This is a genomic window from Paenibacillus sp. FSL H3-0321, assembly GCF_038002865.1.
In the GTDB taxonomy this organism is placed as follows: domain Bacteria; phylum Bacillota; class Bacilli; order Paenibacillales; family Paenibacillaceae; genus Paenibacillus_AQ.
In genome coordinates, this window is the sequence record NZ_JBBODH010000001.1 from 5637481 (window position 1) to 5653719 (window position 16239).

Genomic DNA, 16239 nt, shown 5'->3' on the forward strand with positions numbered 1-16239 from the left:
GTTCCAGATGCAATCTTATTGCAATGTGGATTTTGGGAGATGGATAAAGGCAGTCAAGTGGAGAAGGCGGAACTTTCGCTTACAGTAATCTCATTTACCCGGGTGATACGTAACTACTCTACGACAAACAGGGATGCCCCTCAGCCATTGCGGCTGGGGGCATCCCTGTTCACATTCACGGCAATCATCCCTTCGGACTATTGCAGGTTGATGATGTTGCTGATAATGACAGCGGCTTGCGCGCGGTTGGCAATACCTTTTGGCGCAAATGTGTCGGCTGTCATGCCTTTCACAATGCCTTCCTGGGTAAGCAGAGCAACTGCGTCTTTACCATAGGAAGCAATACTCGATTTGTCTTTGAAGTTCGCAAGCAGCGCATCAGCATCGGTAACCGATTTGCCTTTGAACTTCGTCAGTGCGTTCGCGGCGATGATCGCCATCTCTTCACGCGTGATGGAGCGGTTAGGCTCGAACTTGCCTCCGCCAACACCGTTGATCAGCCCACTGTTGACACCGGCAGCAACATAGCTGTAAGACCAATTCGAAGTTGCTACATCACTGAAGTCAGCCGAAACGTTCTCCAGCGGCAGGTTAAAGGCGCGGACGATCATGGTGATGAATTCAGCACGGGTCACTTCTTTGAGCGGTGCGAATGAGTTGCTGCCTACACCGTTAATGATGCCTTTAGCCGTCAATTCTTTGATAGCAGCTTCTGCCCAGGCTACTGTGCCAAGATCCGTGAAATTGACCGCTGGAGCTGGTGCAGCTGTCGGCTGTGGTGTAGCCGGAACTACAGTTGGAGCCGGTGTTACGGTTGGCGTTGGGGTTGGAGCTGGCACACTAGTATCCGGGTAAGTCGGTGTAGCCGGAGCGGGCTCAAGCGCACCATTATCCATACCGTCTGCTTCCGTAGCTGCCGGAGCGGAGGCATAGATCGCGTTCGCCAGTAATCTGAACTGGTTCTGCGGATGATATTTGTTCAGCAGATCGTTCGCGAACAAGGTCACATGGATGCTGTCCGTTTGATAATCCAGTGCCAGCACCTGACCCTTGGCAGCATCGCTTTTCGGCCACCAGCCGGCTTTGAAGAAATCATCGCCCGTTCCGTATTCCGCCAGCACTTCAGCGCCTTCCGGAACAGCCGTGATATAAGCGGCAGATACGGTATACAGGTATTCATTGTCTGCATAAGGAGCAGTAATTACGCTGTCTTGCGAGACGGTTGCTTTGAACAAGCCTTCATGTGCTGCGGATCTGTTCGATTGGTTCACCGGATTGGAGTAATCCAGGCCCGGTAAGATATTCAGAGATTTAAGGCTGTTGAGCATTGTACGTCCATATCCGATGAACGGCTTGCCGCTGGCAATCAGGTTTGTACCTGTATTAACGAGGACGTCTGCCGCAGCAGCATCGGAAGTTACCTTAAATCCAAGATCGGCCACGATAAAGGAAGGTGCTGCGGCAATGCCAACATTCACTGGCTTGAGCAGTTTGCCTGTCTTGTCACCTGATGCGCTGAATGGCACTAGGTCGAGCAAGTATTTGGATGCTACTGTTCTCAGGTTTGATCTGGAGACCAGGAAGCTGCCTTTTTCATAGCCGGGTCCATCGTTCGAGAGCAGGGTTACTGCTTTTTGGTTCGCAAGCAAATCGTTAACCGCTTTGATCGCATCGTTGTTGCTGTTGCGGATGACGTAATTTTGCTCAAAACGGTATTGATTCAGATCTGTCGTTGGAATGACGATGCTGCTAACTTGCTGTGTCTTGCCGGAGAATGCACCAGCGCTGCGGCTGATGTACCGGTTGAATCCCCGCATGTCCGCAAAATTCTGTACGGTGTCGGAATACATCGCATCGAAGTCGGATACATCCAGTCCGTCATACAGAACCAGGTTGGCATAGCCTCGTTTGGCCTGATGCATGTTCACCACATAGGTTCCTGCCGGATAAGTGACGCCATCCGCGTTTACCGGAGTAATTGTCTGCTCTACCTTCACTCCGTTACGAAGCAGGTATTTCACCATTTTGTATGTTTCCAGCTCGTTCTTTTGCAGATCTTTGGCTACTGGAAGCACATAATATTCAGGGAAAAAGTTACTTTCTTCCGTTTCACGCTCACGGCCGACCGATTCATATTTAGCATTTACCAAATACGGGTCAACTGCTTTGTTGTCTTCATTGTTCAAGCCGCGTTTGAAGATTTCGAGTTGGTTCAGGAACAGCTTCTCTTTGTTGTCCTGCACATAGTTAGTGGCAGCCAGAGTTGCATAATAGAAGGCATTCAGGGAATCCTCATTCAGCTCCGGCACCTCAATGGTATGTCCAAGGGCACCTTGGTGCATCGCATAGACAGCAGTGTAAGCCGGTGAAGCATCATCCCATCCGGTAGCATTGCCATAAGGATCGGCATAATCCGGGTCATTCTTTAATTTCTCAGCTTCCAGATAAGGAATGTGGTACTCCTCATATTTGGTGTTGGCGATCCCGGCATTCCCCATTGCTGTGGCCTGCTCAATCAAATTGTCCATGACCAGATCGTATTCGACGTTTGGATCATGCGGTGGTGTGCATGGCTCGATCAGGAAGCCGCTCACGAACCCGTGCATATCCAGGAAGCTCAGCGGGGTCCACTTGGCGATTTGTGCTGTAACAGCCTGAGTCTCCGGTTGGGTCTGGTAGGAATTGTCGCGGTTCGGGTCAAGCAGCGTTGAAGTCGCACGTGTGTTCAAAGCACGGCCATCCGGGTTCTCCACATAGTCGAGCAGGAAAATCACATTGTCCAGCGCCTTGTCAATGTCCAGTGTAACCGGAACGACATTGCCGTCAGCATTGGTCGTATCATAGTTTACGATTTTCTCGGTCATCAGCGTATCCAAAAACTTAATAATAACGTCTACGCCATTGGCTTCATCCGCATGGATGTTATTCAGCCAGATGGGTACTTTATAGTCCTGCAACTGGCCGTTTTTGATCATCTCCTGCAATGCAGCAGGATCATTGTTCATCAGCGGCAGTGTTTCATTCAAATATTGGTCTACGGACGCTTTGTCCTTGGCTACGATGGAGAAGTGGATCGCCCGTCCTTGTGTGGACGTTCCGATCTGCTGATACTCCACATAACGGCCGTATTTATTGTTGCTGTCGGCAGTGATTGTATCAATCGCCGGTTTGATCTCATCATATGTATGATAGGTATCATACGGGTTCAGCTTCACTTGCTGCTGTACCAGCGCATCTCCGTCAGGAGCGGTCGCCGTCAGGTTGTATACACCTGCAAGCTTCACATACTCGGCCCGGATGCCGCTAAGTGACAGGTTGGACCCGAATGGCATATCGAAGTATACCAGAGCAGTTACTGTAGAAGGTGAGACAGTCTCATAGCTTACTTTTACGAACGGGTCACCCGTATATGCTCTAACGTTAGCAGCGTTGTTCCATTTTTTCCACTGTGTTAGCGGCTTCATCTCTTCCGCCGTTCTGCCAAAATTCCAGGTGATTTGGTCTGCTGTCAGACCATCGGGAAGGGTCAATGTTACCGGCAGTGTTCTGGCCTCGGTCATTGAGGCTTGGTAGACTGCTGTCGATACTGAAGGAACAGAAGTTTGATAGACTTCCGAGGAAACCGTAGATGATAAGCCGGAATCCGTGGATGCCGGTGCAGTTAGAACCTGAGGCTGTGCCTCGGCGGCAACTTCACCGGCATAGGCTGCCGGAAGGATTCCGGACAACGTCAGGGTTAACGCGATTAATAAGGATAATAATTTCTTAGACATCATTTACCTCCCAGTAGTTCTCTCTATTTGTAGGCTTTCTAGTAAAACGGACTACTCCAGCGTCTGCAGGTTTATGCATCCCTCCAATAGATTCGCACGGCAATGCTACCATGATTATGTCATAATCACATCGCGTGTGATGAATTAATATACATAATATATTTTTAATATACATTTAATTTAATATAATATAGTATTTTATTCAAAAGCGGAAGCTTTTTCATAGATTAGTTGCCGGGGATCGATCAAGGGGGTTTATCAATGAGTCTGAGATATGGATTGACGATGACTGCGTATGATGTGGGATGGTAGATTCAGTAGGTGAGAAAAGAAAAGCCAGCGGATAAATAACCGCTGGCTAGAAAGCTATTCACCCGTTAGGGTGATTTTGTTCAAATATAAGAATTTATATGCTGTACGCTATAAATTATCCTTCTATTTCTCGCTGAAACGGATACCGTCCTGTTGAGGACAGCGAAGCCGTTTCCACTTGTTCAGCAGCGGCAAATTATTGAACGCTGCTGGAGGATACTGAGGAACCGGCAGTGCCGGTTACAGGCTGGGCTGTCGCCGTATAGCCTTCCGGCAAGTAGGTGACTACGGAAGCTGCCGAGATCACCTGCGCGTAACTTTTGCCGGGATCCGGCTGGGTTACGCTGTAATAGATGACGGCTGTCTTGTTCTTGCCAAATTCGATCCGGTCGATGCTTAGGCCATAGCCCGGATGCGGCAGGTTGCTGACGGTCACCGTAACTTTGTTTACTCCGTCAGCGGCTTTTTCCAGCTTCACTGCCGTTTCATAATTATAAGAAGGAGCTGTTGTTCCGCCATCCGGCTCAATGACTTCCTTGGCAAATTTGACTGCATCGAAGAGCCATACCGCTGCTTCCCCGCGGGTAACGGCTTCTGATGGGCGGAACGTGTTGTTCTTCTCCAGGGTAACGATATGTGTGTTAACCAGAATTTGCAGGCTGTTCATTTCCGCCGTGGACAGCTTGCTGCCATCGGAAATATTGGCAAACATCATCGTTACCGGGAAGTTGCCCTTGCTCTGCAAAGCCTGGGTCAGCAAATGAGCGAACTGGGCGCGTGTCATCGTGCTGTTCGGATCAACGGTTTTGTCCAAGGACAGGCCGTTCTGCTTGGCGGCTACGAATGCGGAAGCATACCAGGCTTTGTCCTTTACTTTGTCAAAGTAATCACTAGCTTTACCAGCGGTTTGCGGGGACAGCTGCAGTCCGCTTACGATAAACTGAATGCCCTGGGCGAAGGTTACCTTTGATTTCGGTGCGAACTTGTCGCTGGTTACTCCGTTGATAATCCCGTCCTTATGCAAAGTGTTGATTTTGGCTTCGGCGGAATGGCCTTTCAAATCGGAAAATGCAAATGCCGATGTTCCCAAAGACAAGCTTGCTGCCAGAATGCTGCACGCTATGGTTAGTTTTTTAGCGTTCATCTGGAATGATTGATTCTTCTTCATTGTGCCTCACCTCTTATTCTCTTAGATGGCAGAATGCCGCAAAATGTTGCAGAGTAGCTCAAATTAAATGTAATTAAAGCATTTATCCGCGGAGCAGCGACTCGGCACCATCCACAAATATTTCCGTCCCCGTGACATGAAAGGACTCGTCCGAGGCAAGAAACAGCACCAGATTAGCTACCTGCTCCGGCTTGCCGGGAGCTTGCTCCGGCGGATGACTGCCGTCCGGAAACTCCACGGGGATTTTACTTCCTTAATTGCATCGCTTTTGTACGTATTATCTCCAATATTGTTATCAATTGATCCGGGGCAGACGGCATTTACGCGGATGGCGTATTGCGCCAGCTGCAGTGCAGCCATTTTCATAAAAGCGACCTGGCCTGCCATAATAAATTCCTCCTAAAAGTTGCTCTGTCAGTAACTACATACCCCTCTCATTGGGGATGAACCAGTCCGGAAGCGGGGATGCGGGAAGGTGCAGGGAGGCTTCTGGTCCCTTCACCAGCGCTATTAGCAACTCATACCGCTATGTCTCTTGCAATTGAACAAAAGTGCCATTTCGCAGTACACTTAAGGATGATAGCGCTATATTTACTACTTTCAGACCATGACAGGAGAACATAGATGATTCAGCAGCAGGGAATGGAGCGGATTAACGTCGGGATCTTTGCCCATGTCGATGCGGGAAAGACAACCACGACGGAGCATATTTTATATGAAAGCGGGCGGATTCGTGCGCTGGGCAGTGTGGATAGCGGAACGGCTATGACAGATTCGATGGAGGTCGAGCGGCAACGGGGAATATCGGTGCGGGCGGCGCTGGCTTCATTTGCCTGGAAAGGGGTGCAGGTTAATCTGGTGGATACTCCGGGCCACGTCGATTTTCTGTCCGAGGTGGAGCGGAGTCTGCGCGTGATGGACTGCGCGGTGCTGATCCTCTCGGCGGTGGAAGGTGTGCAGGCTCAGAGCGAGATGATCTGGAATGCGCTGCGCAAGCTGGGGATTCCGACCTTGATTTTTGTGAACAAAATGGACCGCGTCGGCGCTGATCCGGGGGCTGTGCTGGCCCAGGCGCGCACCTACCTGTCCGGCGATATTATTCCGGTCCAGCAGCCAGTCGGCAAAGAGCAGGAATACACGGGGGCCTCAGATTTATGGCAGGCAGGTGCAGATGCGGCGGCACGGACGGAGCTGCTGGAGGCGCTGGCCGAACGAGATGAGCGGCTGCTGGAGCTCTACATGTCAGGTGGTTCCCCCGATCTTGCGGTATGGAAAAAACATCTGCAGGCGGAAGCAGCTTCGGGGCAGATGTTCCCGCTTGTCTACGGCGTCGCGGCCAAAGGCCTCGGTATTACGGAGCTGCTGGACGCGATGATCGATTATTTTCCCCGGGCTGGAGGGGATGCGGAGCAGCCGGTGTCCGGCATCGTGTACAACATTCAGCGCGATAAAAGCATGGGCCGGATGGCCTTTGTCAGGCTGTATGATGGAACGATACGCAACCGTGATACGGTAAAGAACTACTCACAGAATGTAGAGGCCAAAGTGACGCAGATCCGCAAGGTGGAGGGTGGACGGACGGAGGATGTCGGGGCACTCGAGGCCGGAGATATCGCTGTAGTATACGGGCTCTCCGGCGTGCAGATCGGTGATGTGCTGGGCCGGCCGGATGCCATTCCGCAGGAAGCGAAGCTGGCTGTGCCGCTGCTGACTGTTCGTGTCTTCTGGGGAACGGAATTCGATGACCACAAGGTGATTGGCGCGCTCCAGGAGCTGGCGGATGAAGATCCGCTGCTGGATGCCCAGTGGCTGCAGGAGGAGCGGGAGCTGCATATCAAGGTCATGGGCCCGATCCAGCTGGAGGTGCTGGACAGCGTAATGGAAAGCCGTTATGGCCTGAAGGTCACCTTCGGCCAGCCGTCGGTGATTTACAAAGAGACGCCAAGCCGCGCGGGTGAAGGCTTCATCGCCTATACGATGCCGAAGCCGTGCTGGGCGATTCTGCGCTTCCTCATTGAGCCGGGGCCACCGGGCAGCGGTCTGGTGTATGAATCGCTGGTGCGCAGCTCGGATCTGCTGCCGCAGTACCAGAACGAGACAGCCCGCCGGGTGCCGGAGGCGCTGCAGCAAGGCCTCTACGGCTGGGAGGTGACCGACCTGAAGGTGACGCTGGTGGAGGGGAACCATCATGTGTGGCATACCCATCCGCTGGATTTTGCCGTAGCTACGCCGATGGGCATTATGGACGGGCTGAACCGAATCGGCACCACGCTGCTGGAGCCGATTCTCCAGGTACGCATTGTCGTGCCGGAGGAGAACAGCGGCCGTGTAATGAACGACCTCGTGCAGATGCGCGGCACCTTCGAGCCGCCGCTGCTGCAGGGCGAGCGGATGATCATCGAGGGCCGGCTGCCGCTGGCGACATCACTCGATTACCCGGTGACCCTGAGCTCCTACACGAAGGGGCGCAGCACGTTCACGTCTTTTTTTGCCGGCTACGAGGAATGCCCGCCTGACGTCACCGCCGAGCGTATTCGCCGGGGCGTGAACCCGCTCGACCAAGCCAAATATATCCTCAGCGTGCGCAAGGCGCTGCAAGGATGAAACGGATGAGGCTAGTGGAGTGAGGCTAGGTGGAGTGAGGCTAGGTGGAGTGAGGCTTGGTTGGAGTGAAGCTGGATGAAGGAGAACGGGGCGGAGGATTATGCCGGCCGTATGCGAGTGAGTACGCCTTCCAGCGGGCAAAGCGCTGGATGGGCTAAAGCTAGAAGTTCGAAAGGCTGGGGCTGAAGGGATTCTATTGTAAAAGATGCAGCAGATGGCTGGTTTTTGAGCTGGAAATGGCAATCTGCTGCACTTCCTGCAGTTGAATTTCTCAATTTTCCAATAATAAGGGGGTTCCGCTGATTTCTACTGCACAAACTGCAGCAGAACACGAATCTCAGGTAATGGCAGGCATTTCTGTTGTAGATAATACAGTAGATTATTGATGATCGCATGATGCATGGCGGTGCGCAGGGATGTCACATGGGGGATGCAGTAACCTAGTAGAATGGATAGAATGGAGAATCGGTATGGAATGCCTGGGATGCAGAATCGCTAACCGGCTGGAGCCGGAGGTGCAGATTGTTTATGAAGATCAGTATGTGGCCTGTGTGCTGGACATCGCCCCGTTTAATGACGGACATTTGCTGATTATGCCTAAGGAGCATTATCTGGATGTTGAAGAGATGGATGAAGCTACCTCAACGCACATTATGCGTGTCTCAGTCACCATGTCACAGCTGCTTAAGCGCGCCTTCCGGCCGGATGGAATTACAATCTGCCAGAACGGCGGAGTGTTTAATGACCTGGGGCATTATCACATGCATGTGATCCCCCGGTATGAGGGAGACGGATTTGCCTGGTCCGAACCGAAGGAGGACTTTCTGAGCGGAAGACCCTTAAGTGAGGTCAAGGAAAAACTGGTCAGAGCATTGGAAGCACCAGAGCCAGCAACAACACCAAAGTCGGAAACACTACCAGAGCCGGCAACAGCACCAGAGCCAGCAACAGCACCAGAGCCAGCAACAGCTCCAGAGTCGGCAGCACTACCAGAGCCAGCAACAGTTCCAGAGTCAGCAGCACTACCAGAGCCAGCAACACTACCAGAGTCAGCAGCACTACCAGAGCCAGCAACAGCTCTAGAGTCGGCATCAGCAACTACATCAGAGTTGTTATCAGCGCCTGGGGAGCCTCCAAAAGAGTGAACACCGGCGGAGGCCGCAAGGATAATCTTATCCGCAGGCTGGCAGGAGGATGAAGCCGGGGGCTTTTCACCGATCCCCTGTCCTTGATCCGTGACCTTGTTTACCGGTACAGCACCAGCTCAAACGCAGTCCGGCCTGGGCGGTTGTCCAGGTTCAACTCGCCGCCCTGCCGCACCATCATCTGCTTGGCAATCGACAGTCCCAGTCCGCTGCCCCCGTCCCGTTTTCTCGAAGCGTCGCCCCGTACAAAAGGGTCGAAAATCACAGCCTTCAATTCATCGGAAATGCCTACGCCATTGTCTATTACAGCCAGCCGCACGACATCCTCCGACTGCTCAAGCCGGAGCGTAACCTCTGTGCCGGGGGGATTGTAGCGCAGCGCATTCGATAAAAGATTGGCGATGGCCCGCCGCATCAGATTGGTATCGTAAGATACCAGCACTTCACGGGACGGGATTTCAACATGCAGCATAAACTGCTTGTCCTCGAACTGCTGATAATAATCCGCCGCGGCTTCCCTTAGCAGCTCGGCGATATCGCCGGGCTCGACGGATACAGGAAAGTCGGGACTGTCCAGCTTCGACAAATGGAAAATATCGTCGATGAGCGAGGTGACAAGCTGGGATTTGTTATAGATAAGCTGCAAATACTGCTCTCTTTTCTCCTCATTGTCCGCCATTCCGAGCTGCAGCGCTTTGGCGTAGCCCTGAATAGTAGTAATCGGGGTCTTGAGGTCATGCGATAGATCGACAAGCATCCGCTGCTTGCTCAGCTGCAGCCTGCGGTTTTCGGCTTCTGTCCGCTGCAGCGACTCAGCCAGGTCATTGAAGTACATCTGCACCTGGGCGAATTCATCGCTATCGCCAGTTTGAATATCCAGCCGCTTATGAAATTTACGCAGCCGCATCTCCCGGATGGCTCCGGCAATCTGCTCCAGAGGTCTGGTGATCCGCCGGGCTGTCCAAACGCTGTAGATTAAGACGTTTAGGCCAAATAATACAAGCAGGAGCAGCAGCCACTGTACGGAGACCGTAATGGTTTCCTGCTCCACATCAATGGCCATAATCAGAAAGGTTATGCCGACTACAGCCAGTGTACATGCGAACAAGATATAGGATTTGACCAGCCTGGACAAAAGCGTGTTTTTCTTCACCGGAATTCATCCTTCCTGGCGAACTTGTAGCCCAGTCCCCGGATGGTCCGGATATACACCGGCTGTCTGGCGTTGTCCTCGATCTTCTCTCTCAGCCGGGAGATATGTACCATAATGGTGTTGGCATCTTCATAATAAGGGTCAGACCAGGCCTGTTCGAATAGCTGTTTTTTGGTCCATACCCGGCCCGGGGAGTCCATGAAGGTGGTAAGCAGCTTGTATTCGATCGCCGTCAGCGGAATGTCTTGGCCCTCTTTGTACAGGACACAATCCAGGTGATCCAGCTCTAGCTGTCCGATGACTGTGCGTTCCTGCGGAGCCGGTGGCTCAGGGTTCTCCTGGCCGGTAGGTTCGTTAAATTCATAGGTCCGTCTCAGCATCGCCTGAATGCGGGCCATAACCTCCAGCGGATTGAAGGGCTTCGCAATGAAATCATCCGCACCCAGCTGCAGTCCCAGAATTTTATCACTGTCCTCATTTTTGGCGGAAATAATAATAACGGGAATCTTGTAATCCGTCCGGAGCAGCTTCAGCAGCTGTATACCGTCAAGCTCAGGCATCATAATATCAATTACAGCCAGATCAACCCGCTGCTCCCGTATAAAACTCCATGCCTCGATGCCATTCAGTGCCTCCAGCACCTTCAGGTTCTCCCGCTCCAGAAACAGCCTCAGTAATTCCAGAATATCCGGGTCATCATCCGCCAGCAAAACAGTTCTGCTCATCTGCTGCTCCGCTCCTCTCAAGTTGTCCTATTTTCATCAGTCTATCATTTTTTGATGCGTATTTTATGATCTTAAGATGAATTTAAGATTGAGGGAAGATTCAGGACAGAAACGGACGGTATGCTAAAAGCAGAACGAACCATTATAGTGCTGGAGGTTGCAAAAATGAAAAACAAATTACAGCGATTGCTCGCAGTGCCGCTTGTCTTCTTGGGGATGAACGTCTTCATGGGCCATGAAGCAGAAGCGGCTGCCACACCTGCCGTGTCTGCCGCTTTATCGGCGAGTCAGCTTGAACAGAGTATAGACCCTATTATGCAAGAGGAGCTTGAGAAGCGGCATATTCCCGGATCTGCCGTAGTCGTGACTCAGGGAGACCGGATTATTTTCAGCAAGGGTTATGGTTATGCCGATGTTGAACAGAACATCCCTGTAGACCCTGCAAAAACGATTATGCGGTTAGGTTCGATTACCAAAACGGTCACAGCCGTCTCTGCTATGCAATTGGTAGAGCAAGGGAAGCTGACGCTGCATGATGACCTTAATTCTTTTTTGCACGCGTATCAATTGCCATCCTTCGGAAAGCAGCCCATTACGCTGCATCACCTGCTTACCCATACTGCCGGGCTGGACGAGTCCATCTACAAGATTCAGGCCCACTCCCGGGAGAAGTCTCTTTCGGCAGAGCAATATCTGCGGCAATATTTCCGCCAGCAGCCTCCCGTGCGGGAGCCGGGACAGGAATACGAATACAGCAACGCGGGACTGGGATTGGTTGGCAACTTGATAGAGCAGACTGCGGGTACTGATCTAGGGGCCTACATGTTCCAGAATGTGTTTACTCCCCTGAAGATGCCCAGCGCAAGCCTGACGGTTCCCGAAAGCAGCCCGGATATGGCAAAATCCTATGTGTATTCCAATAAAAAGTACACTGCTGTGTCGTCGACTTACCCCCACATCCCTGGGGCCGGGGCCCTGAGTGTGATTCCCGATGAATTTGCCCATTTTATGATCGCTTTACTTAACCAAGGGGTTTATCAAGGGACGGCATTGTTGAAGCCTGACAGTGTTGAAATGATGCAGCAGTCTCAATTTGCTGAGCACCCGAAGGTTGACGGTGTAGGATATGGCCTGTATCGGGGACATCTTGCAGATGGTAGCACTGTGCTGACGCATACCGGAGAGATCGAAGGATTCGCCGCGAAAATGGAGCTTATCCCTTCGCAGAAGCTTGGCATTCTAATTGTCAGCAATGGTGAAGAGGGTGGGATAACTTACGATAAGGTCACGGATGCGGTTGCCGGGCTGTTAACCAAAAAGACGGAAGCTGTGACGCCATTGCCGTATTCCTTGGAGGATTTGCAGCAATACGAGCGGACTTATACCTTTGCCAAGGTTCCGCAGCATGGCTGGGGCAAATGGCTGTTTTTCCTGGGCGGCAGAAATTACAAGGTTACAGCAGCCGAAGGAGAACTGGTTGTGAGCGGAGTATTCCCGGATGGGAGCGGAGAAACGGCGGAGAAGAGCTTCGTGCCGATTGCCGATGGATTGTTTCAGGAACAGGGGGGTGGGATGCAGCTGTTGATCGACAAGCAGCATAATTGGAAAATGACCATCATCCAGGAGACGACCTTCTCACCGGAGCCGGGCTTCTGGAAGCGTCCTTCCACCTTGCTTATCGTGTACATTGTCCCTGGATTACTGTTCCTTGCGCTGCTGGCAGTCACGTTGATCCGTTATGTCGTGCGATTATTTAGTAAGCCGCGCAGAACTGTATCGCTGCATATTACTGCAATCTCGCTGCTCATGTCCGTCTTTCTGCTGCTTCAGCTGACTTACAGCAATGGGGCCATTACCTTCGGCTACCCGGCGTGGTATGCGTGGGGTGTCTCATCACTGCCTCTGGTGGCTGTCCTGTTTGCTCTTCATTTGCTCTGGCGGAATGCCGGTCAGGCTGTTAAAGGAAAAGTCGTTTCCCTGACACGCTGCTTCGTTGCGATTGCCTGCATCGGCTATACAGGATTTATGTACTATTGGAATATGTTATCGATCCATTTCTCGTAGCCCGGAAAAGCTCATTTTTCCAATGGGGATTTACTTCGGTACTCTGTTCACGCCCAGAGCCCTAGTGTATGATTAAGCTATAATCTTAACGTTTGCTATAAGCGATGGGAGAGAGCTGACATGAAGAACATACAGGACGGAGTCTTTCCCGCGGTATGCCCGCTCGATTGTCCGGATACCTGCGGGCTGCTGCTGCACAAAAAGGACGGAAAGCTCGTCAAGATAGAGGGCAACCCGGAGCATCCGGTGACCAAAGGAGCGATTTGCAACAAGGTGCGGCATGCAGGCGAATGGACGCAGCATCCGGACCGGCTGACACAGCCGCTGAAGCGGGTTGGCCCTAAAGGGGAGGGAGCTTTTGTGCCGATCAGCTGGGATGAGGCCATTGCTGAAATTGCCCGGAAGCTTCGCTCGGTGAGTGAAGAGTTCGGCTCCGAGAGCATCCTCCCTTATAACTTTTACGGCAATATGGGCTTCCTCAGTGTGGAGGGGATGAACCGCCGTTTCTTTAATGCGCTTGGCGCGAGCCGGTTGGAGCTGACCATATGTGCATCCGCCGGAAATGAAGGCTGGAAACATACGATGGGCTTCAAGGGCGGATTAAATCCGGAGGATACGGTGAACGCCGACCTGATTATTATCTGGGGGGCTAACATCGTCAGTACGAATATGCACCAGGTGGTGCTGGCGGAACAAGCGCGCAAGCGCGGGGCGAAGGTCATTGTTATTGATGTTCACCGCAACCGTACGGCCCAGTGGGGCGACTGGTTTATCCAGCTCCATCCGGGAACGGACAGTGCGCTGGCGCTGGGGATTATGCACATTCTGTTCCGTGACAAGCTGGTGGATGAAGATTTTCTGGTCCGTTATACGTTTGGGCATGAGGAACTGCGCCAGCAGGCGCAGCTGTATCCTCCGCAGACTGTCTCGGATATTACCGGCGTCCCTGTGGACGACCTGGAGCAGCTTGCACGGATGTACGGCGAAGCCAATGTGTCTTACATCCGGATCGGCAACGGCCTGCAGCATCATGACAACGGCGGGATGAACGTGCGCAGCATCAGCTGCCTGCCCGCCCTGACCGGCCAATGGCTGAAAAAAGGCGGCGGCGCGCTGAAGTACAACGGCGCCTATAACGCACTTAATGCCCGGGCGCTGGAACGGCCGAAGGTGCGCCCTAATCCGCGGGCGCGGAGCATCAACATGAACCGGCTGGCCCAGGCGCTGGAGATGACCGAGCAGCCGGTGAAGGCGTTGTTTGTGTTCTGCAGCAACCCTGTGGTTGTGGCGCCGGAAGCGGACCGGGTGCGCGCCGGCATGCAGCGGGAGGATCTGTTCACCGTGGTGCATGAGCTGTTCATGACCGACACCGCGAAGTATGCCGATATCGTGCTGCCGTCAACAGCTTCGTTCGAGAATACCGATCTGTATGCCTCCTACTGGCATCACTATATGCAGCTCCAGGAGCCAGTTATTGAGGCACCGGGAGAGTGCAAAAGCAACTTTGAGCTGTTTTCGCTGCTGGGCCGGGCGATGGGGTTTGACGAGGAGGCCTTCAGTCAGAGCGAGAACGAAATGATCCGCGAAGCGCTGGACAATCCGGCTAATCCGTACCTGAACGGTGTCACGCTGGAGCGGCTGCAGGCCGAGCGCCATGTGAAGCTGGATCTGACAGCGCGCGAGAACTTCCTGGATAAGCTGCCCACGCCATCAGGCAAAATCGAGCTGTATTCTTCCACACTTAAGGCGGAGGGCCTCTCGCCCCTGCCCGTTTACGAACCGCTGAAGGAAGGATATGACGGTGTACGTCGTCCCCGTGCAGACGATCCGTATCCGCTGAACTTCATCTCGCCGCCGAACCACAATTTCCTGAACGGCACCTTTGCCAATGTGGAGAAACATCAGCGGATGGAGAAGGGGCCGATGCTGCAGATCCACCCGCTGGATGCCGAAGCCCGCTCCATCCGTGACGGGGACAGAGTGAAGGTTTATAACGGCCGGGGCGAAATCGTGCTGAAGGCCGTTGTGACCGACAAAATGCTGCCCGGCACGGCGATCAGCCAAGGCCTCTGGTGGGAAGGGGAAGACGGCCCGCAGCGGGTCAATGTTCTGACACCGGACCGGCTCAGCGACATGGGCCGCGGTGCTACCTTCTTCTCGACCACCATTCAGGTGGAGAAGCTGAAGCTAGAGGAGCAACCGGAGACGGTGGTTCAAGAGTCGTAATATTGCAAATAAATGAGCCGCCCTTGCAAGTGAAGGGCGGCTGTTTTGATTATTGACGCAATAGCTGATGTTTTTTGAGTATAGGAAAATCTGCGTTGCTGAGGTTGAGAAACCAATGTTAAAATTCCCATAAATAAACAAGGTTCAGGGTGAATAAATATGATTGAACGGGAGGTTGAAGCGGAAAACAGGCAGAGCCGAAATGAACCTGAAGGGGATAGCTGAACATGATGATAGTTGGAACGATACTCGCGATTTTGGCTGCTGTGGTATTAACCACTTTTTTGGGCCCATACGGGATACTGGTATTGTTTGCAGTAGGGTTTGGATTATTGCTCAGCATACATGTCAGAACGAAAGAAATTCATGACGACATGCAGAAAATCAAGGAGAAGCTTGGCCTTACAGCCGGCGATGATTATGTCAGCGATCAGGAGATTGAGGCGGAGCTGGAGCAGGACAGAGTGAAGGAAGAGCATTAGGACGAGGAAATGGATAAGGTAAGAATAAAGGACACAGATAAAGATTAGACAAGAAAACTGATGAAAACTGAGTGCTTTTATATGAATTATTAGGAGGAGTGTATCTCCCCATGCAGGATTGATATTATGTACTGTGGTATCTTGAAAAAGAAAATAACACTCTATAAAACTAGGTATCGGCTGAAAGTCGATTAAGACTAATGCCATCATGTAATCCTTGTTTGTACATTAATACTTCTGCAATCCCTTGAAGGAGGGTGGTGGCTGTATCATAATTTTGAAGAGTATCTTTACAATCTTCAGGCAACTTGGTTAGTAAATCTAAAAAAATCCGGTTGCAATCACCAATTAGGTGCTTATATTCATCGGACTGAGACAAAATTGACTTATCGATGTAGTCCATACGTATGGATAGAAATTGATTAAAAGCGTGCTCTATATCAGCCATGATTGTTCCTCCGACAAAAAAATGAAATGGAATGTATATATTTAATTATATAGTGACATCACTTAGGTGTCAATGTGAATGTATGAGTGCGAATTTCACAATGATACAATAATGACATCACTTTTAGGGAGTAATAAAT

The 16239-nt window shown here is 52.0% G+C and carries 10 protein-coding genes and 1 pseudogene; 5 read left to right on the forward strand and 6 right to left on the reverse strand.

All coding sequences use genetic code 11. The annotated features are described in order from the left end of the window. Nucleotides 1–197: 197 nt before the first annotated feature. The 3 genes and pseudogenes from MHI45_RS25205 to MHI45_RS25215 form a co-directional block, all read right to left on the reverse strand. Nucleotides 198–3773: a M14 family metallopeptidase gene (locus tag MHI45_RS25205; protein WP_341119585.1), complete on the reverse strand. Its 3576-nt coding sequence runs from the start codon at nt 3771–3773 to the stop codon at nt 198–200. 508 nt (nt 3774–4281) lie between these two features. Continuing rightward, the gene (locus MHI45_RS25210) at nt 4282–5253 is read right to left on the reverse strand and encodes an S-layer homology domain-containing protein (protein WP_076111229.1); all 972 of its coding nucleotides are present in this window, start codon (nt 5251–5253) and stop codon (nt 4282–4284) included. 82 nt (nt 5254–5335) lie between these two features. Further along, a pseudogene (locus tag MHI45_RS25215) lies at nt 5336–5637 on the reverse strand (SDR family oxidoreductase); the annotation flags it as partial. 240 nt (nt 5638–5877) lie between these two features. Between MHI45_RS25215 and MHI45_RS25220 the strand changes: the two are divergent. Together MHI45_RS25220 and MHI45_RS25225 are read left to right on the forward strand one after the other, a co-directional pair. After that, nucleotides 5878–7857, forward strand: a complete 1980-nt coding sequence (locus MHI45_RS25220) for a GTP-binding protein (protein WP_076111228.1) — start codon at nt 5878–5880, stop codon at nt 7855–7857. Nucleotides 7858–8327: 470 nt separating this feature from the next. Further along, nucleotides 8328–9002 (forward strand): HIT family protein, encoded by a 675-nt coding sequence (locus MHI45_RS25225; RefSeq protein WP_341119586.1) that lies wholly within the window; start codon nt 8328–8330, stop codon nt 9000–9002. A gap of 100 nt (nt 9003–9102) precedes the next feature. Here the strand turns inward: MHI45_RS25225 and MHI45_RS25230 are convergent, their stop codons facing one another. Together MHI45_RS25230 and MHI45_RS25235 are read right to left on the reverse strand one after the other, a co-directional pair. Beyond that, nucleotides 9103–10155 (reverse strand): sensor histidine kinase, encoded by a 1053-nt coding sequence (locus tag MHI45_RS25230; protein ID WP_341119587.1) that lies wholly within the window; start codon nt 10153–10155, stop codon nt 9103–9105. Further along, the gene (locus tag MHI45_RS25235) at nt 10152–10880 is read right to left on the reverse strand and encodes a response regulator transcription factor (RefSeq protein WP_341119588.1); all 729 of its coding nucleotides are present in this window, start codon (nt 10878–10880) and stop codon (nt 10152–10154) included. The genes MHI45_RS25230 and MHI45_RS25235 overlap by 4 nt, the downstream gene beginning before the upstream one ends. 165 nt (nt 10881–11045) lie before the next feature. Between MHI45_RS25235 and MHI45_RS25240 the strand changes: the two genes are divergently transcribed. The 3 genes from MHI45_RS25240 (at nt 11046) to MHI45_RS25250 (ending at nt 15652) form a co-directional block, all read left to right on the forward strand. Further along, complete coding sequence (locus tag MHI45_RS25240) at nt 11046–12944, forward strand: serine hydrolase domain-containing protein (protein ID WP_341119589.1); 1899 nt, start codon at nt 11046–11048, stop codon at nt 12942–12944. A gap of 120 nt (nt 12945–13064) precedes the next feature. Then, the gene (locus MHI45_RS25245) at nt 13065–15170 is read left to right on the forward strand and encodes a molybdopterin-containing oxidoreductase family protein (RefSeq protein ID WP_341119590.1); all 2106 of its coding nucleotides are present in this window, start codon (nt 13065–13067) and stop codon (nt 15168–15170) included. A 227-nt stretch (nt 15171–15397) separates the two neighbouring features. Then, nucleotides 15398–15652 (forward strand): hypothetical protein, encoded by a 255-nt coding sequence (locus MHI45_RS25250; RefSeq protein WP_341119591.1) that lies wholly within the window; start codon nt 15398–15400, stop codon nt 15650–15652. Nucleotides 15653–15821: 169 nt separating this feature from the next. On the opposite strand, the gene MHI45_RS25255 is transcribed toward MHI45_RS25250, so the two are convergent. Beyond that, nucleotides 15822–16100, reverse strand: a complete 279-nt coding sequence (locus MHI45_RS25255) for a hypothetical protein (RefSeq protein WP_038586987.1) — start codon at nt 16098–16100, stop codon at nt 15822–15824. Nucleotides 16101–16239: the final 139 nt, after the last annotated feature.